Origin of the sequence: Pseudoalteromonas sp. L1 (genome assembly GCF_021728095.1) — a bacterium.
Lineage (GTDB): Bacteria > Pseudomonadota > Gammaproteobacteria > Enterobacterales > Alteromonadaceae > Pseudoalteromonas.
The window spans coordinates 617,199-637,908 of the sequence record NZ_JAKKCT010000001.1 but is presented as its reverse complement, the minus strand read 5'-3'; the positions used below and the strand labels follow the sequence as shown (position 1 = coordinate 637,908).

Genomic DNA, 20,710 nt, shown 5'->3' with positions numbered 1-20,710 from the left:
TTATTCAAGACCTTTTTTAATCCCCTCGTAATCATGAGAGGTGATTTCGTGGCTGTTGCCAGCACAGTCTTTAAAGTACATAGAGTAAGTCACGTCATGATCAGCAATCACCGTTTTAATATCGAACTTTGATAGATGCGAAAGCCATGCTAGAAATTGCGCTGCGTTTACACTAAAAGCAATGCCTTTACTGTTTCCTGATGCTTCAAATAACGCCAGACGAATCGTTTTTGCTTGATCTTCAAGCGTTAATGGGCCTTTTCCCTCATCCCAAAACGCAAGCTCTGGTACCACAGAAAAACCCAACACATCTCGATACCATGTCACAGCTTGTGCCAAATCATCAACATTTAAGTGGCAATGATCCACCCCGTTTAGTAAAGGAACTGCCATTGTCATTCTCCAATCTCTGATTTAAGCTGCTCTAAAAAAGCCTGCATATACTCTGTTCGTCTATTCGCTTCATCTTTCGCGGAGGGGGTATTCATGCTCTCACTGATGTGTAATAGCTTTATAAAAAAGTGATCTAGAGTATATTTGCCATCGTCTGGCTCGCGATTTAAACAAAATGGATCATCTTTATGGTAAAGATAGCGGCCAATAGAGCCGCCCACTTTCATACAGCGGCTAACGCCAATAGCACCGAGTGCGTCCATTCGATCTGCATCTTGTACTATTTGTGCCTCAACACTTTGAACAGCAATATTTGCGCTAAAACTATGTGCCGCTATAGCATGGTGAATCGCATTGAAATATTGCTCTGGGTAATTTATCGAGCTGAGAAAGCTTAACGCTTTATCCGCCGCCATGGTCGATGCTTTTGAGCGATCAGGGTGATTTTTTGCCACCGCTACACAATCATGTAACCATGCAGCTGGTAGAACAACCTCCATACAGGCCTTTTCAGCAATGCATAACTGTTTTGCAACTCGCACCACTCGCTCAATATGGCTAATATCGTGTGCCACATCGGCATGGAGTAAAGATAGAATAAAATCTCGACATTGAGTTTCCAGTTCTGCAAAGTCTATTTTTGGCTGCATAAAGCGGCTGTTACCATTAACTGATTGAAATTATGCTTACTTTACCGTGGTTACTGGATTTGTTCAAAACATTCATTGTATGTTTGCCGGTGCTTCATTAAACTATGCCCCCTTTTGTTTGACGCGAGAATCCCTATGTCATCTGCTATTTACCTACAAGCTGGACGAGAAAAATCATTAAAAAGAAAGCACCCTTGGGTGTTCTCTAAAGCCATCAAAAAAGTAAAAGGTAAACCAGGGCTGGGCGATACGGTTACTATTTATGATAATGACGGTAAGTTTCTCGCAATCGCGGCATATAGCCCACAATCACAAATACGCGCACGTGTATGGAGCTTTGACCAACACGAAGTTATAGACCAAGCCTTCTTCGAAAAACGTCTTCGCCGTGCTTATGATGCACGCCAGCAAGTGATCAGCGAAGGTGGCCTAACAGGCTTTCGTTTATGTGCTGCAGAGTCTGATTATCTACCTGGTATCACCATCGACAAATTTGATAACGTCCTAGTATGCCAATTATTGAGTGCTGGTGCTGAGCGTCATAAAGGCGAGATTGTAGCTGCGTTAATGGCTATTTTTCCAGGTTCTGATATCTACGAGCGTTCTGATGTAGACGTGCGCACTAAAGAAGGATTAGATCCAATAAAAGGCGTGCTTTGGGGTAATGCCCCTACTGAGCCTGTGCTTATTGAAGAGAATGGACTAAAGCTTGAAGTAGATATTTTAGAAGGTCATAAAACAGGCTTTTACCTAGATCAACGTGATAGCCGTGCAGCCCTTGAACGCTTTTCTAAAGATAAAACCGTTCTCAACTGCTTTAGCTACACGGGCACATTTTCGCTCTATGCCTTACGAGGCGGTTGTAAACATGTAACCAATGTTGATGTATCACAACCTGCACTTGATACAGCTAAGCGTAATGTAGAGCATAACAACCTTGATCTAAATAAAGTCGACTTTGTTAAGCAAGATGTATTTAAGTTACTACGCCAATACCGTGATGAAGGTAAACTATTTGATACCATTGTAATGGATCCACCTAAATTCGCCGATAATAAAGCACAGCTCACCGGTGCATGTCGTGGCTATAAAGATATCAATATGATTGCGATGCAAATTCTAAAACCAGGTGGAACATTACTCACTTTCTCGTGTTCTGGTTTAATGGAACAGAATTTATTTCAAAAAGTCGTGGCTGATGCAGCCCTCGATGCAGGAAAAGAGCTGCTCATCATGGAGCGATTAAACCAAGCAGCTGACCACCCTATTGCTGGCAGCTACCCAGAAGGTTTTTATCTAAAAGGCTTGATATGTAAAGTTTACTAGGCACTAGTTAAAACTGATAATTTCAAGCCCTGCACTTAAGGAGCCATCTGGCTCCTTCGTTGCTCTAATAACTTTTGCTGTTGCATCAAATGATGTAATTGACGTGCTCGTTGAAGCAATAAGCACGCGGAACATGCTACCTACTTCCACTACGTCATCAAGGTTGACTGCAAGTCCTGTGGCACTTAAATCTGTACATGTTGCCTCTATTTCATTCCCACTTTCTAAAGGGATGAGTTTGGCAGGTGTGTGGATTTGCATACGTCTAAAATCGCGTTTTTCATCATGAAACATAAATAATCCTTCCTAAACCACTGTTTTTATTTTCTCAATGAGTGTTTTCACAGAGAAAGGTTTTACCACATAAGCGTCGCAACCAGCCTCAAAGCCTGCTTTTTGCTCAAGTTCTGACTCTAAACCCGACACCATAACCACTGGAATCTGCTCAGTTTCTGGTGTGTTTTTTAATAGCCGACATGTATCATAGCCATCCAGCCCAGGCATACAAACATCTAATAGAATTGCATCTGGCGGATCAGCAATAGCAGACGATAAACAAGTAGTGCCTGAGTTTGCATAACTTAAAGAAAACTCGAGGCCCAGTGATGCTTTGAGCATTTCGAAATTAAAATACTCATCATCCACAACTAAAATTTCAAGCTGTTGCTTTCTTTGTGAGCGCTCGGGAACAGCAATCGGTTTTTCCTTTTCAATGCCCACATGACCTCCTTAGTTAATGTCTGTGGTTTATATGTGCAATAAAGAAAACTTTATTGCACATACACGCCTATAATGAATTATAACTCAGATTCTTTAATTGCGTTTAAAACTCGCTTTGCAGATACAGGATAAGGCGTCCCTAATGTTTGTGCAAATAAAGAAACGCGTAATTCTTGTTGCATCCAAAAAAGCGTTACAATCTCTTGTGGTATTGGCATCCCCTTTGGAATTTTGTTAGCAAGTTTTTGATATTGCTCAGCCACTTTTTCAAGCTCAAGAACACATAAACGATCACGATTAGGATCAACAGGCAACTTCTCTAAACGTCGCTCTATTGCTTTCAAATATCGAATTAAGTCAGTCATTTTAGCTGCGCCATGTTGACTAACAAATCCCTTAAAAACTAAACTTTGCAGCTGTGCTTTAATATCACCATGAGCTGTGATCATGGTTAAATCAACACGCCCTTTCATGCGCTTATTAAGTCCATGAGCAATACTTAACACTTGCTCAACTTGCGTGGCAATTTCTACAACCGTATCGCCAAGCTCACCACGAATTTTCTCTTTGGCTTGTTCAAACGCCTGCTCAGTACGAATATTGCCGTACTTAATTAGTAAGCTATCAACAGCGGCCGCAATACAGTCATCAATTAAGTCATTGACCTTACCAAACGGATTAAAGTACAAACCAAGTTTCGACTTATTTGGTAAGTTTTGTTGTAAGTATTTAATCGGAGATGGCACATTTAAAAGCACTAAACGACGCAAGCCCTGTTGATGGGCTTGTTGCGCTTTTTGTTCGTTATCGAATAGCTCAACGGCTGCGGAGTCTTTTTTGTCAACCAAAGCAGGAAACGCCTTGATTTCATATTGACCTTGCTTTTTAACATAGGAAGAAGGTAATTCACCAAAGCTCCACTGTGTTAAGTCCGTCTTCTCTATGCCTTTATCAGCTACTTTCGATAAGGTATCGGTTACTTTACCTTGTAATTGCGCTTTCAGCTTCTCTAAATTTAGCCCACGAGCAAGTAACTTATCGTGTTCATCACGTACTTCAAACTGTAAACGTAAATGTGGCGCGAGCGTTGTTAAGTCCCAAGCATCAGGGTCAACGCGTACCCCTGTCATACGTAATAAACGCGTACTTATGGCATCAAGTAAGTTGCCCTGCATTGGCTCAATTGCCGCAAGTACAGCATCAGCGTAGTTTGGGGCTGGTACAAAATTACGGCGTAGTGTTTTTGGCAATGACTTAATTAATGCGCAAATAAGTTCATGTCTAAACGCAGGGATATGCCAATCAAAGCCGGTTTCTTGAACTTGGTTAAGTAACGCAACAGGAATTTGAACCGCCACACCATCAACCGCTTGCCCTGGATCAAAATGATAGGTCAACGGCAATAATAAATTATCTTGTTGCCATGTATCGGGGTAATCAAATTCGGTGACATGATCAGCGCCATGCTGCATTAGCTCATCGCGTGACATATGCAAAAAGCGTTTATCTTTTTGCTTTTGTCCCTTCCACCATTTATTAAACGCGGCACGATTATTTACATCCGCAGGAATCTTTTTGTCGTAAAACTCATACAGTGTTTGCTCATCAACGAGGATATCGCGACGGCGAGACTTATTCTCTAGCACCTGAATATCGTCAATTAGCTCTTGGTTGTACTGTAAAAAGCCTTCATTTTGACCAAGTTCTTGTTCAACTAAAGCGCTGCGAATAAACAGTTCTCTGCTTACTTTAGGATCAATATTGCTGTATACACAACGACGTTTATTAACAATGAGGAGGCCATATAATGTTTGCTGCTCAAAGGCGATAACAGCACCTGGTTTTTTCTCCCAATGTGGCTCACTGTAGCTGCGCTTGACTAAATGCTGCGCAAAGCCCTCAACCCATTTCAGGTCGATACGGGCATTGATACGAGCATACAGCTTACTTGTTTCCACCAGCTCTGCAGCCATGATCCATTTAGGACTCTTTTTAAATAGCGCTGAGCCTGGAAAAATATGGAACTGACTATTACGTGCACCTTTGTACACTTGTTTTTCGTCTTTAAAGCCAATATGACTTAGCATACCGCTCAATAGCGACTGATGAATACGATCACTGTCAGCTACGTTCGTCGTGGCTTTCATGCCCATTTCGTTACACACAGTAGAAAGCTGATAAACAATATCTTGCCACTCACGAATACGCATATAAGCTAAAAAGTCTTTTTGACACAGCTTTCTGAATTGACTATTGCTTAACTCACTTTGCTGCTCTTCTAGGTAATTCCACAGATTTAAAAACGCAATAAAGTCTGAATCAGGATCATCAAAACGGCCATGTTTTTCATCGGCTGCGCCACGCTTTTCTTGCGGTCGCTCACGCGGGTCTTGAATTGACAGTGCCGCGACAATAATAATTACTTCGCGAAGAGCGCCAAGCCCATCCGCTGTAAGCACCATTTTTGCTAAACGGGGATCAACAGGTAATCGACTTAAACTACGTCCTGATTTAGTTAATTCTGTTTGTTTATGGCGCTTAGCGGGTTTAACTGCTTCAAGTTCTTCAAGTAAGGTTAAACCATCATTGATGTTACGACTGTCTGGCGCTTGTACAAACGGAAACTGCTGCATGTCCCCTAGCCCAAGACCAAGCATTTGCAAAATAACTGAGGCTAGATTAGTACGTAAAATTTCTGGGTCAGTGAATTCTGGTCGTGAATTAAAATCATCTTCGCTGTATAAGCGAATACAAATACCCGCTTCAATACGACCACAACGGCCCTTACGCTGGTTGGCACTGGCTTGTGAGATTGCCTCTATTGGTAAGCGTTGTACTTTAGTACGGTAGCTGTAACGACTAATTCGTGCAGTACCTGGGTCAATAACATAACGAATACCTGGTACAGTCAGTGATGTTTCGGCTACATTTGTCGCTAAAATAATGTGGCGGCGAGAATGAGGAGCAAATATACGGTTTTGCTCGGCGTTCGAGAGCCGCGAATATAAAGGCAATACGTCGGTGCCCTTTAAGTTACGCTTTGATAACGCATCAGCTGTATCGCGAATTTCACGCTCACCATTCATAAAAATTAGGATGTCACCGGGGCCTTCTTCACACAGCTCATCAACGGCATCAAAAATGCCTTGCAACTGGTCGCCATCGACTTCCATCTCGTCTTTATTAATATCTGTGGTTGGGCGATAACGTACTTCAACAGGGAAAGTACGTCCCGATACTTCAATTATCGGCGCGTCATCAAAATGTTTCGAGAATCGTTCAGGATCGATAGTTGCCGAGGTAATAATGACTTTGAGGTCGGGGCGTTTTGGTAATAAGTTCTTTAAATAACCCAAAATAAAATCAATATTAAGGCTACGCTCGTGCGCCTCATCGATAATAATCGTGTCATATTGATTTAAATAACGATCTTGTTGGATTTCAGCCAGTAAAATACCATCGGTCATCAACTTGATATAACTGTTGTCTGAAACCTGATCACTAAAACGAATTTTAAAACCGACTTGCTGACCAAGCTCGCATTGCATCTCTTCTGCGATACGGTTTGCAACGCTACGAGCGGCCAAACGCCGTGGCTGCGTATGACCAATATAACCCTCAACCCCACGGCCTAGCTCTAAGCACATTTTCGGTATTTGTGTCGTTTTACCTGAGCCGGTTTCACCTGCAATGATCACCACTTGGTTATTGGCAATCGCCTGTTTAATATCCTCTTTCTTTTGGCTAACAGGCAGCTGTTCAGGGTAAGTTACTGTTGGTAAGGCTGCTACACGCTGAACACGTAATTGCTGCGAGCGGGCAATATCTTCTGCGATTTTTTGCGCTATGTTCGCTTGCTTTGTTTCATCGTTGATTTTTTTGATGCCATGCAGGCGTTTTTTGAGGATGAATTGATCTTTGCGTAAGCATGTTTTTAATTCGCCGAACAGCGGACCTAGGTTAACCACCCGATACCCTTATATTTATCTACTTGTAGACTGAGTATTGTAACAAACAATTTATAGCCAAACTACTTGAGTGCGCGAGAATTAAACGCACTCAAGAGAATTTGAATAGAGGGTTATTTAACTCGCTCTGTAGGAATAGGCATGGCACATACATCAATATAATTTGCACTTTGCACAAACCATTCGCCCATCCGGTTTTTACGCGCCTCAATTAGTTTCACAAATGACGATGAGTCAGTTTTCATTACTCTAAATTGGCTTGTATCTTCCTCACTAATATCAGCTAACACTTGCATGTCAGTGATTGGGTTAAATACTTCACCTTTTGTGGGCGTTCGACTCAACAAGTTAAAATGCTCCATACCCTCCAGAACACGGCCAAACACCGTTGTGTTTCGGTCTAAATAACGCTGCGCGTTACCTATCGTCACATAAAATTCGGTTCCGCCGCTATTGATATCATTATCGCGTGCCATCGCAAAAATACCAGGACAATGAGCCTGCCAAGTTTGTGTTTGCGCTTCATTCTGAGCAACAGCAAAACCATTTAAAAAGCCTGTTCTTTTGGCATAGCCGTCAGGGTCTTGAAGCTGAGTAATGGATAACGGTTTTTTTGTTTGGTAATAAAATTCGGCGGGAAGAGCTGTTTTTGCTGTTTTGGGTGTTTTTGTTTCACTTGAATCCCCCCCTTGCGCGACAAAACCTTCAACAAAGCGGTAGACATTCAAGCCTTTGTAAAAACCTTCTCTGGCGAGCAGCTTCATATTTTCTGCGTGCTTCGGGGCGAGCATTTCATTTAACTCTATATACGCCGCCCCAGTCGGTAAGGTGAGTTTGAGAATGTTGTTTGCTGATACTGTTCGCCACTGTGACTTATCAGCCGTTTTAATGATATCTGCTGCCGAGCGCTTTTCAACTTGCTCAGCAGCGTGTAAAGAGACAGATAAAAGTGTGCTAAAACACACCGTTAATAGACTTAGTTTCATTGTTATTATCTTTTAAGTTGTTGACAACTCAGCCTATTAACTTCTGCTTTATTACGCAAGTAAAAGTGTACAAAAATGCTAAGAGGGATTAGTCCCAATCAAACTTATAGAGAATATCAACGTTTTGATAGAGCCCACTGGTTACTTCGATGTACAGTTGCGACAACAGTTGGTAACGCACAGCCACTTCACTTAACGAGTCAAAAATTCCCACACTGTATTTTACTTGTATACCAGGAGTTAGATAGCCTGAAATTTCTACTTTAGTATCATCGCCACTGCCTTTTGAGCTCAAGCTGACATCAGATAAACCAAAGCTTTCTCCTATTTTAGAGACGACCCCTTCACTACGGTTCACCCCTTGAGCTAGCAAAAGTTGCGTAAGCATTGCATCCGTTGAACTATCCCCTTCGTCTAGCGGTTGACCATTCAAAAGATACGCCAGTGCTTGTGCTTGGTCCATGGCAGGCTCTGAATAAACTTTCAAGGAGGGTTGCTCAACATTCCCCGTTAACGTGATCCCCGCAATAACCCCATTTGAAGTGTTTTCTGGATTTCTAATTGCTTTAATATTGAGATAAGGTTTATCAATCGAACCACTGAAACCAACCTGCCCTGTACGAATTTGCAAGTCTTGACCAAATGCACGATAAGTACCTTCGATTAGATTTAACTCACCCGTTGCGATCATAGGAGTGGTTTGATCCATACTAATATTTATATCACCTGCTACTTTTGATTTGAGGCCAAATGAATCGATACGTACATCATTCTCCACTAAAAGCTTCAAATTAATAGCGTAATCAAACGGGGCTTTTTCAGTTTGTTGCTGCTCTATATCTACGATGACTTCATCATCACTCACTTGCACAGCACCTTCGGGAAGCTCTTCTATTTCAATTCTGCCCCATGGCACGACAACCTGACCATCTAAGTTAAATGCACGATTTTTTAATGACATAGTAATTTCTGGCGAGACCTTAAATGTGACATCTTGCTGCGCACGAACGAAAAACTCATTCCCCTCTAGTTTCACATTCACATCTGGCAACTCAGCTTGCCAATCAATATCACCCGACAAATTGAGTGAGCCACCTTCTGCGTCTTTCAGCTTGCCAGTGATCTCTGCGCTTTGGTTATTAAATGCAATATCAACGTGCGAATCTTGCAATGAAACGGGTAAAGTCGCACCATCTAAGTTAACTTGCTCGATATTTAACTCACCATTTAGCAAAGGCTCTTTCAGTGTGCCTGCAACGTTCAACTTGCCTTTAATTTCTCCGGTTAGTTGCTCTAGCGAACCAATAAACGGCTGAATATTTGTCAGCAAGATCTTTTCAATTTCTAGCTCACCAGATAAATTTTGATTAGCTTGTATATCGTCAATATTAAGGTGTGACGTCACTTTACCAAGTACCGAAGAGTCAAGCGTGACCTCTAATTTGCCAATACTGGCATCACTCATCGCCGACAAGTTAAGCGCTTCAATAGGCAGTTTATAGACACTTGCGTCATCTATCAGTGTAGCTGCAAGTTCGCTAGTACTCATATTGGCACGCAATGTTTTAAGCGCGCCATCAGCCCAATTAGCCACAAACTCGCCGTTTGCTGAACCGCTGACTTTAATATTCTCAGGTATAAATCGGTTAAACTCTGGGAGTGATAACGCTGCTAACTGCGCATTTAGCTGACCAAGCTGCTTAGTCTGCTGAAGTGTATTAATACAAAGCTTTGAGCTTGCACTTTGCCAACAATGATCAGCAATATGAAAGTCGAGCGTATTTATATCGACATTTGCTTTAATCGCTTTATCTGTGGTTAAACGTATATGATTATCGGTAATTAAAATATTACTTAAACTACCTTGCCATTTATCTTTTTTAAGTTGCCCATTGATATCCAGAGATGCTTTTCCTTGGTCCGCATCTAAAAGCAGCCTCAAATGATGATCAACCTTATCACCAGTCACATTAAGCTCTACCTGATTAATCTTATTATCTGCGATGTTTGCAGAATCTAGAATAAGCGATATATCTGTTTGCCAGTCGGCAGCATAGTCGAACTGACCTTTAAGTATTAATCCATCAATTTGAAGATCTTGATAGCTCAAGGTATTAAGAGCTAAATTCAAATCAACCACAGGGGCTAAGCGCTCGCCACGAATAACAAGGTCTGCATTCCCTTTGCCTTGCATGGGTAAAATTTCTTGCTCGGCGGCATCTAAGCGTAGCTTGCCATCAACACGCCAACTTTCATCAACTTGACCAGACAAAGCGAGTTCATTACTGCCACTTTTTAGTTGCAGTTTATCGAAGCTCGCATGCAGGCTGCTATCAAGTTTAAAGTCTGATTCTAGACTTACAGGAACATCGTTTACGGTACCATTAATTGTGGTATTCTCGACTGCCAACTGCCAGTCAGTTCCTGTTAAACCAAATGATCCTTTGAAGCCACCTGATAAATCACTACTCATAGCATCAGTTAAATACTGTGCTTTTAAGTGTTCAAGTTTGCCGTTAAATTCAGTATTTACACCTTTTGACCAATCAACCGATGCGTGAATAATTGCTTGGCTTTCATTAGCATTTAACTTTAGTTGCTCAAGCTTTGCCCCTGTTAAACTTCCTTGCAATTGGCTACTAACTGACACCTGAGGATATGCGCCAAGTTGGCTAATTAAATCAACTTTAACCTTATAGTCGTTTGCATGCCCTTGCCCATGTAAATCAAGCTTTGAAAGATTTAGTTGTTCAGCGCCTGCATCAAGCGACCACTTATCCACACGACCCGTTAAACTAAATGGAAAGTTATCTTTTTGCAGGTTGACTTGCGCATCCACGTTTAAAGGGTACTGTCCTTGTGTTAGCAACGTCACATTTAAATCAGCTAACGTCCCTGTTAGATCAAGTTTTAACTGATGATTAGGGTGAGTTAGAGCAACATGACCTTGCACTGAGTTATGCGCATTAAGTTCAGCAAATAAATCCGTGTTTAACTGCCAATCATTGTATTGTGCGTCAAGCTTTTCAACTTTCACTTCATGACCTTTTGCGGTCGCTGAAAGGGCAATATTGTTAATAACTTCAGCACGTTCGGCTGCTACTGGTGTCACCGCTACTTTACTGATATTTAAAGTATTTAGCTGTATATTAAGGGGTAAAATTAAGTCCAGAGTTGGTAATGCAGGCAGTACCGTTAATGGCTGGCTTTTGGGTTGTTCTTTAACGTCATGAAGTTGCACTGTAACAGTATTAATTTTCAGCGCATCAACGAGAATATCAGATAGCTCAGCAACAGCAGAAAGGTTTAGCTTTTCAACAGTAACATCAGCACTTGGATGCGTTAAAGTTAATTGATTAATTGCGACACGCTTAACGGTTACTTTCAGCGGCAATGTGATTTGCTCACCGCTGGGGGCGGTATCTTGTGGTAATTGCTCTTGAGCGGGTTGTGGTTGTTGATCTGCTACCGCTTGTTGGCTTTTAACATTTACATCAATGTTCTGCGCACTAATATTATCAAGGCAGATGCCATTACATCCCCACCAAAAAAGATCAACTTTGAGCTGTTTAGCATCTAGCTTTATAGCCTGGTTTTCATAGCGCACATCAAATGGGTCATTATATAAAAAACGACCTGAAGGTAACTTAATCTCTAAGCCATCCACCAACTTATTGGCTGAGTATGCAATAAGGTGATTACCAGGTGCGGTGAATAGCAAACAAAAAAGTAAAACGCCAATGCTTAAAAGCGTTACCGTGAGTACTGAGGTTATTTTTTTAAACTTCGTCATTAAATTTCAGGCCCTATGGTAATACTTAAACGCGTGCTTTTACTCTCTTTTGTTACTCCCCATGCATGGTCTATACGAATCGGTCCGACTGGCGTTAAATACCGCAAACCAAAACCAGCCCCCACTTCTACTCGATCACTAAAATCATTGGTTGCTGTACCGCTATCAACAAACAAAGCTGCACGCCAGTTTTTGGCAAACTGATAGTTATACTCCATGGTCCCAGACATTAAATATTTACCGCCAATCAAACGCCCATTTTCATCTTCAGGTGAAATTGACTGATACGCAAAGCCGCGCACGCTTTGATCACCACCAGCGTAAAAGCGAAGTGAGAAAGGCACATCGTCAATGTCATCAACTAACATGGCTCCCAAATTAGCACGTACGAAAAATAAATGACGATCAGCCACTGTCGTTAACCATGCATTTTGCAACTGTAAACGCAAAATATTGGTGGTCGAAAACATATCCTTTAAACCAAACTCAGCGGAGATCAGCCATTGATAGCCTTCATAAGGTGTTGTGCCACCCTCGGTTTCTTTTTTTGCGTAACTAATGCCCGGCATCAGCATTTTTGAGCTTTGCTCTTCATCACCGATACGATAAGTTTCACGATCACGACGAATAAAGGCGGTACGCACCCAATCATCGTCAGTTAACCATTGGCGTTGTATTTGGCCTGTTAAAATTTTACTGTAAACATCGTTTGTCAGCTCATCTTCTAACTTATAACCCACAGAAAAACGCCATAAGTCGTCATTAGGGTCATCAACAGGCACGGTATAACCGAGTGAAATATCTTGTTGTCTTTGTGACACATTCAGATTACTTTCTAAATAGTGACCATCACTTGTGATCCAAGGCTTTGTCCATTTAAAACGCACTTTCGGCCCAAGATCAGTACTATAGCCACCACCCACTTCATAACTATTTGCTGGTTTATGAAGGACATCTACTTTTACAGGCACATGTTCATCTTTACGATTGGCGATATCAGCATAAACCCTAACGCTGGCGAAGTACGGCGTACTCGACAACGCTAAGTTATAATCAGACACGTCTGTAGATTTATAAGGTTGGCCATTTTTAAAACTCGCTAGCGAGCGAATATATTTCTCAGCGGGTGTCTCATTACCAATAATAATTTCACCAAATTGATAACGAGGACCTGTGTCTACGTTAAACGTGATATCTGCACTGTTTTTTTTCAAAGACACTGCTAATGTGTGTTGGTGCCACTTTGCATCAAAGTAACCAAGTTCAAGGAGCTGGCCTTCAATTCGCTTTCTAGCCGCTTCGTAATTACCATGATTTAGAACATCACCTTGCTTTAATTTAATGCTGTTAACTGCCACCATAAACTCGGGGTCGCTTTTTCCCGCACCGCTAATGGTTACATTGATATTTGCAATACGAGTAACAGGTCCTCGCTCCACATCAACAATAATAAGCTGTTTTTCTTGGTCGAAATTAATTTTAATGACGGGTTTATAGTAGCCAAGTGCTTTTAGACTTGTTTCAACTTGACTTTTTGCATGGCGTTTAAGTGCTTTTGACGCTTTTTCATCGATTAACTGGTTAACGTAAAGTTCAACGTTTTTTTCAAGTTCACCACTGAGTCCCTGAATTTTATATTCTTTTATGATTGTTGCTGCACTAAAAGCTGGATAGCTAAAAGCGGTGCACAAAAGTAAAAAGACAAAAAAGAAATGCCGAGAGAACAAAAAATATCCTTACCTTTTTGAAATGCCTGAAGCGAAAATGAGTACAAACTAATTTTAACACAGTGAAATAATGACTGACATAATGGAAATAGTAAAATTAGTACACGTAACGCTATTATTTTCGCTACAATAGCGAACAATAACTAGATTTAAAATGAATGAGCGATTAAATGCATTTCCCAGACGATGAAAATGGTCAATTATTAGCTGAAATTGCGGCTGCCGGTGTCGATTTAAACTGTTTACAAGAAGTCGACTTTTATATTTTGTTTGAGCAAAAGCCAGATGCAGAAAAGTTTGCAACGGCCATTGAAAGTGACGAGTTAGCGCCGAGTACAGAACTCAATAAATGCCCTGATACTGGCGTATGGGAAGTGATTACTCGCGTTAAAATGGTGCCAGATCACACCTTACTTTCTCAGACAGAACAATACCTTGAAAGCATTGCCAACGGTCATAATGGCTATGGTGATGGTTGGGGTTTGATGGCTGAAGATTAATTAATTTAGTTTGTTGCGCGATGCAATATCGCGCAAAGCCCTAATGTGACAATTGATTTGCTTTTCTGAAGCTGCCTTCATAATCAAACAATTTCTCAGCTACCTTCCAACCATACTTCTTATTTTTACGCGCTATAACAAAATCGGGTGCAACTAATAGATGCTGCGCTGATTCAACTTGTTCAGCAGTTTGCCACTTTTTGCTGCCTGCTCCCTCTTTATGTCTCTTAAAATGTTTATTAAAAATAAATCGCCCAGTATCATTCGCTAGATTAAAAACCTCATCGCAGCTGGCGCCATCTTCATCAAAGTAACTTATTTTTAAAAGCCCATTTGGCAGTGCCTTCGCTAACAGCCCGCTACAACGAAGCACTAAGGCATCTTTTAAATTAAGGGCTTCTCGTAGTTTATCATCAGGGTCAGCCATCATTGCGCCGCATGACTGACATTGTCTAGCAGCAATATCATTTTGCTCACCACATTGCTCACACTCTTTGAAGCGAAAGCGATAATCACATTGTTCTTGTGTGTCTCCATCGTCAAGTAACCCTTGGCAGCGTCGTCCAAAATGTTCTATCACTTTACCGCTATCGTCTGTTTTGCCCCAAAAAATATTAGCAAAACCGCAACTAGGACACAGTACCTGCACTGGTTCATTATCACTTTGTCCCTTTTTACTGCCTACTTCTGGGTAAAAGAGATCAAAACCATTCCCTGCATAGTCAATGACTAAGCAATCTTTTTTCCCTTCACTTAAACGCAGTCCACGACCCACTATTTGCTGGTATAGACTCACTGATTCTGTAGGACGTAAAATAGCAATATAGTCGACATGAGGAGCATCAAACCCTGTAGTTAACACCGACACATTGACCAAAAACTTTAACTGTTTTTGTTTAAATTGAGTAATAATTTGGTCGCGTTCGTTGTTATCGGTCTCCCCTGTAATCAACGCAGTTTGCTCAGCAGGTAAATAGCCAACAATTTCTTTTGCATGCATAACAGTGGCTGCAAAAATCATCACTCCATGGCGATTTTCGCTGTAATCAATCACTTGTTTAATAATGGCTTTGGTTGCCCGGGTACTGTCCTTGAGCAGTGCATTCATGTTTTCAACACTGTAGCGACCAAAAGAGTCACTGGGTAATGAAGCAAAGTCATAATGACTAATTGCAGCATCAATTTCATGAGGAGGTGTTAAATAGCCATGTTTAATCATATAGCGTAGTGGTAATTCAAAAATACACTTTTTGAATGGTGCTGTTTGCTCCCCTTGAACAAATCCATGGTAATGATGATGATAAACCCAACCCATACCCATTCTAAATGGTGTCGCAGTCAACCCTAACACTTTGAGTTTTGGGTTTTGCTTTTTTAAGGCACTGATCACCTGTCCATATTGGCTTTTATCATCGCCACTTACACGGTGGCACTCATCAATAATTAATAATGAGTAGGCTTCGTCAAGCTGTGCAGTATTTCTAGCAAGTGACTGGACGCTGGCAAAGGTCACTTGTTCGCTCAGTGATTTTTGCTTTAAACCTGCCGAGAAGATACTCGCCTTAAAACCAAAGCTGGCATATTTTTGCGCATTTTGCTCCACCAACTCTTTAACATGGGCGAGCACTAAAATTTTTTGCCTAGCTATTCTTGCAAGTTCTGCAATGACTAAGCTTTTACCCGCTCCTGTCGGCAACACAATCAACGCGGCATCATTTGTCTTTCGAAAATGTGCAACGGTTCTATCTACGGCTTCTTGCTGATAAGGTCTTAGTGTGTATTTCATACTAGTATGATGGCGACAAAAAAGGGAAGCATACGCTTCCCTTTTCAATCTTTAAAGTGAAATTATGCTAGGTGTTTAGTTAAATCAACACCTTGGAATGCTTTAGGTCGTTTACCACGGCCAGTCCACTCAACGATTTCACCATTATACTCAATGCGGTATTTAGGTTTTACTTTTGTGCGCTTATCAGTGCCTACCACATCTTGTAGATCTTCTAATGTAAGTCCTTTTTCTTTTAAAAGATCGAGTACTTCTTTTTTAGCTTCTTGCTGTTGAGTATTTTTCTCGATAGCTGTATCAATAAGTTGCTTTGCTTTTTCTAGCTCACTTAAAGACGCAGTTTTTACAAAAGATCGAATTTCTTTCATTGAAAGCTCTCTTTATTATAAAAGTTAAGTTACATATAGAACCTCAACCAGTATATGAGGAAAATATAAAATAATCTATTATATACCCTAACTTTATCTATTTTATTCAGACCATTCTTTTATTTTATCCACGATATCATTCAACTGTACAATAAGCATTCGAACAATTTCTGGGTCTTGGTTTTTGCTAAATTCTTGCTCTGTATTCACTATAAGCTCAGAGAGTGCTGGATACTGAAGCATCACGATAGCTCCTTTAAGCTTATGAATAGTTGAAGAAATCTTACTATATTCGCTATTTTCGAGTTGTTCGTTTAACGTACTTAAATCAATGTGCAGGCTATTTACAAAGACATCTGCCAACATTTTTGCATCTGCCTCATTCCCAAAAACATTTAACCAATGCTGTTTGCTTTTTATTCCTGCTAACGATGACTCTATATTCGTTTCTTGTACCTGGTTTTTGTCTTTTTGTAGATCAATAAACTCTACTAGCCTGTTATATAACTCGTTAAGTTTGTATGGCTTAAATAACACACAATTCATCCCTACTTTCATAGCTTTATCAAGACACTCTTGAGAGTCATCAGCAGTAAACCCAATAATTGGTAAGGATTTAAACTCAGGCATGCCACGAAGCTGCTCAGTTAATTTAAAGCCATCTAGGTGTGGCATATGGCAATCGGTCAATAACAAATCAAAATGACCATTACGCAGAGTATTTAATGCTGCAATACCATCTTCGACCATCACAGCTTTAATACCCAGCTTCTGGCACTGTTTTTCTAATAGTAATTGATTAGTTTTATTATCCTCAGCTATCAGAATCTTTCCATGTAAACTACCCGTGCCTTTTGAGGAAATAAATTGAGTATTGGCATGAACATTATTGAACAGTTCACGTAATAGATCTGGGTATATAGGGCTAACCCCCAAAGTATGACAACAGCATTTTACCTGTGGTTTTGTCTCACCAGAGATAGCGACAATAATATAACTGTTGCTTGAGTGCGGTATAGCTTGTTGCCAATCATCCCCCCATAACTGCTGCATATACTGCTCATCAATGAGGATGTTCTGCGTATTGATAAATGTATTTTTATCAATCGGCCAAGATAGCTGATTATAGTTAATACCCATAGTCGATAAGTTATCAAGTAATTGACGGTTATTACTATATACTGACCAATACAGGGATGGTAATGGGCTTTTATCTTTGAATACATTAGTTAATGGAACCGAAATATATACATTTGTCCCTTTTGAGAAAGTGCTGGAAATCGTAATTTCCCCTTTCATTGCTTCAATTAATTGCTTAGCCAATGTAAGTCCAAGCCCTGCCCCGCCATAACGCCTTTGCGTGGAGCCATCAGCTTGCTCGAAAGGGGTATAAATATCTGCAAGTTGCTGTGCAGTCATTCCTGTGCCCGTATCCGACACCTCAATTTTTAATTTATGTTTATCGAATAATACGTCACAATTAATGCTACCTGATTCAGTAAATTTAACCGCATTATTAAGAACATTTGAAAGCACTTGCATTAAGTGAGTTACATCAATTTGTGCAGATGTATAAGCTGCTGTTCGCCAAGAAAGCGTAAAGTCTAAACCTTTTTCTTTTGCTAAGTATTCATGAGCACGAAAAACACGACACAAGTGTGATTCAAGATCTACATCTTGATAATTTAATTCAATGTTACCGGAGTTGGTATTGGCAAAATACAAGATATCATTCACTAAGCTTAGTAGCTTAGAAATAGAGCTATCGATGTGCTCTAATAAATAGAATTGTTCATCTGTTAAAGTAGATGACTTTAGTAGTTCAATAAAGCCATTAACCCCTGATATTGGCGTACGTAATTCATGGCTCATTGTGGCTATAAAGCGGCTTTTTGCGAGCTCAGCCTGATGCGCTAATTGATTTGCTTTACTTAAATCGGCTTGCTGTCTTTTTAATAAGCTAATATCGAGTAAAATTCCATTCCAACGAATTCCTTCATTTGTCGAAGTAGTCATACTTTCAGCGTTGGCAATGTAACGACACCAAATTTGTTGACCTAAGTTATTTACCCGAAATTCTATGTCGATTATTTTATTTAATTTACTGGCTGACTTAAACGCTTTGGCTATTTTGATACGATCAACATCATCAATATACGGTGAAATACAACCGGTCATGCCACGCTGGTTGACTGTACGGGAGGTAATCCCGAGTAAACTTTGTGCGCCTTTACTTATATAGGTATAGCAGCCCTCTCCATTATCATAATACTCATACTGAAATACACCGCCCGGAATCGTATCTGTTATCGTTTGTAACAAACGCTGCACGGATTGTGTCTCTCGTTGTAAATTGTGGTGCTGTGTTACATCCGTTATAACTGTCAAAATTCCAGCCAATTGCTCATCAGTTCCGAAATAAGGCTTCTTTGTATAGAGCAAATCAAGCTGCTTTCCTTGTCGGTTGGTATATTTAATTTGCTGATTAATAGCTTTTCCTGAGTCTAAACTATATTTGTTTTGTGCAATCAAGTCTTTAACAACTGGTAAATCATCGCGCAAGAATTGTTTTTGCTCATCCCATAAATGCGCAAAGTTCTCGCGGTAAGCCTTATTCCACATTAGGCGTTTTTGATCTTTATCTTGTATCACCACCATTGTAGGTAAATCATCAATTAACTTTTGGGTGAAATTTAACTTCTCCAACGCGACTTGCTCTGCTTTTTGTCGCTTGGCTATTTCGCGATTGATGGTGTAGCGCCAGCCAATAAAGTACACAATAGAGACAAAAATCAATATTAAAACCAAAATAGCTGTCGTATTAACCGTTTGCCTGTCATAACCTCTCTCAATACTAAAAATCCCATGCCGATTTACAATATGAGTGAAATCATTACTTGTTAATGTTTTAAATAAGCTATCAAGCAATGTAGCAAAATCTGGCAAATTTTGATTGATTAAAAAATAAATAGGCTGTGTGTATTGATATCGGGGGTTTATATAAAACTCACCAATATAAAATTGGTTAAGCTGATAAGCCGCTATACTTTGCGGTAACATCACCCCATCAATGGTATCGTTTCTTAGGGCATAGAAAAGTGTTTTGACTGAGTTAAACGAGACAGTTTCGATAGGTTTATTTGTGATTAATTTCTGTTTAGGATCTGCAAATACGTCAAGATAACCAATGCGAGAACCATTGTTTCTTTGTTTAGAAACCAAGATCATCTCGAAACTATAATGTGAAGGAAGAGCAATCAGAGTACCATGATCAAGTTTATCAGGTGTCATGGTAGGAATAAGATCAATTTTATTAGCAAGAAACAACTTTGCCAACTCATCACTATTGGCAGCAGGAATATATTTAAATTGAATACCACTTCGCTGTGCCAGTAACATCATAGTATCGTTTAGATAACCCGTTGCTTCACCATTATTATTCGTCGAATTGACTGGAAATAAGTCATCTACAAACGAAAATGTCAGTAATAGGTTTGTTTCTTCATCCCCCCCTATTCGGTTAAAGTCTCGCTTAAACTGACTATAGGCTTTTGATGCTAAATATTCCTCACTTGCCGAGTTTTCCCATAGCTGTTTGGTTGTCGGTGAGATAGAGGCAAGTAAAGAATTAACTTGGTTTCTCAATACGACCTTCTGCTGGTTAAACATGACATGAAGTGTTTCACTGGCAAGCCAAATTGGGCTTACTATTTTTAAGTTCTTTTGTGGGCGCTTTTTTAAATAATGGGAAAGTACCGAGTAATCCCCCAAAAAAGCATCAAAAGTACCGTCTGATACTTTATCAAAGGCATCTTCGGGTTTTATAAAACGATTGATAAATAACGCACCATTTTGTGCTAAATATTCACAATGAGAGCTTCCGGTTATACAAACCCAGCGTAAACTTGCCAAGTTTTTTAACGCATCATTGGCAATAGATTGGTTGGCTACAATACCTTGAGGTGCTTCCATGAATGGAGCTGAAAATAAGAAATGCTTTTTACGCTGTTCAGTTTTATTTAAACCAACCGTAAAGTCTATTTCTCCAGCTTGTAGGGCATCGAGGAGAAGATCTAAACTATCGAACACTTGATACTCTAGCTTTGAATCGGTTAGGCGAGCAATTTCATCACTGTAACCAACGATGACTCCTGAGAATTGCCCCTCCTCTGTACGCGTATGGTAAGGGAAGAAGTTGTAATTGACGATACCTGCTTTGAGCTTTGGTTTATCCTCTTGTGCGGCTTGCGTAAAAAAAGTACAAAAAAATAAAAGCGCTAGAGATATAATTAATTTATAGCTTTTCAACAAAAAACCTTCAGAGTTAACACTCAACATATTAAAGTATAAGAGAATAAGTTATCCCCTACAATAAAACGACCTATTGTGTATTAACTTCTTGCATTTAACGATTAGGCCAAAAAGCAATACGGTAACAATAACTTTACGCACAACTGGCTAGATGTTGTGTAAAAATTGATTTAACCAAGCAG

At 40.2% G+C, this 20,710-nt stretch carries 13 protein-coding genes; 2 read left to right on the top strand and 11 right to left on the bottom strand.

The features are described 5' to 3' along the window. Window positions 1-393, bottom strand: coding sequence for a VOC family protein (locus tag L3V38_RS02960; protein WP_062570009.1), 393 nt, complete (start codon window positions 391-393; stop codon window positions 1-3). Window positions 394-395: 2 nt separating this feature from the next. Further along, window positions 396-1,043 (bottom strand): HD domain-containing protein, encoded by a 648-nt coding sequence (locus L3V38_RS02955; RefSeq protein ID WP_237118295.1) that lies wholly within the window; start codon window positions 1,041-1,043, stop codon window positions 396-398. 135 nt (window positions 1,044-1,178) lie between these two features. Here L3V38_RS02955 and L3V38_RS02950 point away from each other — a divergent pair, with 135 nt between their 5' ends. After that, window positions 1,179-2,369 carry a class I SAM-dependent methyltransferase gene (locus tag L3V38_RS02950; RefSeq protein WP_237118294.1) on the top strand — a complete coding sequence of 397 codons (1,191 nt, stop codon included), beginning with the start codon at window positions 1,179-1,181 and terminating at the stop codon, window positions 2,367-2,369. 3 nt (window positions 2,370-2,372) lie between these two features. Here L3V38_RS02950 and L3V38_RS02945 read toward each other — a convergent pair whose 3' ends face one another. The 6 genes from L3V38_RS02945 to L3V38_RS02920 all read right to left on the bottom strand — a co-directional run bounded on the left by L3V38_RS02945 (window position 2,373) and on the right by L3V38_RS02920 (window position 13,563). Further along, window positions 2,373-2,663, bottom strand: a complete 291-nt coding sequence (locus L3V38_RS02945) for a PilZ domain-containing protein (RefSeq protein ID WP_130150197.1) — start codon at window positions 2,661-2,663, stop codon at window positions 2,373-2,375. Between the two features lie 12 nt (window positions 2,664-2,675). Next, the gene (locus L3V38_RS02940; RefSeq protein ID WP_267145289.1) at window positions 2,676-3,083 is read right to left on the bottom strand and encodes a response regulator; all 408 of its coding nucleotides are present in this window, start codon (window positions 3,081-3,083) and stop codon (window positions 2,676-2,678) included. 83 nt (window positions 3,084-3,166) lie between these two features. Then, on the bottom strand, window positions 3,167-7,057 hold the full coding sequence (hrpA, locus tag L3V38_RS02935) for an ATP-dependent RNA helicase HrpA (RefSeq protein WP_237118293.1): 3,891 nt from the start codon (window positions 7,055-7,057) through the stop codon (window positions 3,167-3,169). A gap of 113 nt (window positions 7,058-7,170) precedes the next feature. Beyond that, the gene (locus tag L3V38_RS02930; RefSeq protein ID WP_237118292.1) at window positions 7,171-8,043 is read right to left on the bottom strand and encodes a peptidylprolyl isomerase; all 873 of its coding nucleotides are present in this window, start codon (window positions 8,041-8,043) and stop codon (window positions 7,171-7,173) included. Between the two features lie 88 nt (window positions 8,044-8,131). Continuing rightward, on the bottom strand, window positions 8,132-11,836 hold the full coding sequence (locus L3V38_RS02925) for a translocation/assembly module TamB domain-containing protein (protein ID WP_237118291.1): 3,705 nt from the start codon (window positions 11,834-11,836) through the stop codon (window positions 8,132-8,134). After that, window positions 11,836-13,563, bottom strand: a complete 1,728-nt coding sequence (locus tag L3V38_RS02920; protein ID WP_237118290.1) for an autotransporter assembly complex family protein — start codon at window positions 13,561-13,563, stop codon at window positions 11,836-11,838. Before L3V38_RS02920 ends, L3V38_RS02925 begins: the two co-directional genes overlap by 1 nt. Before the next feature lie 170 nt (window positions 13,564-13,733). On the opposite strand from L3V38_RS02920, the gene L3V38_RS02915 reads away from it, so the two are divergent. Further along, the gene (locus tag L3V38_RS02915; protein WP_062570001.1) at window positions 13,734-14,063 is read left to right on the top strand and encodes a ribonuclease E inhibitor RraB; all 330 of its coding nucleotides are present in this window, start codon (window positions 13,734-13,736) and stop codon (window positions 14,061-14,063) included. Window positions 14,064-14,103: 40 nt separating this feature from the next. Here the strand turns inward: L3V38_RS02915 and L3V38_RS02910 are convergent, their stop codons facing one another. The 3 genes from L3V38_RS02910 to L3V38_RS02900 all read right to left on the bottom strand — a co-directional run bounded on the left by L3V38_RS02910 (window position 14,104) and on the right by L3V38_RS02900 (window position 20,525). Then, entirely contained in the window at window positions 14,104-15,849 is a 1,746-nt protein-coding gene (locus tag L3V38_RS02910; RefSeq protein ID WP_237118289.1) for a DEAD/DEAH box helicase, read from the bottom strand. A 62-nt stretch (window positions 15,850-15,911) separates the two neighbouring features. Then, entirely contained in the window at window positions 15,912-16,217 is a 306-nt protein-coding gene (locus tag L3V38_RS02905; RefSeq protein WP_062570000.1) for an H-NS histone family protein, read from the bottom strand. Between the two features lie 102 nt (window positions 16,218-16,319). Beyond that, entirely contained in the window at window positions 16,320-20,525 is a 4,206-nt protein-coding gene (locus L3V38_RS02900; RefSeq protein WP_237118288.1) for a transporter substrate-binding domain-containing protein, read from the bottom strand. Between the last annotated feature and the right edge of the window lie 185 nt (window positions 20,526-20,710).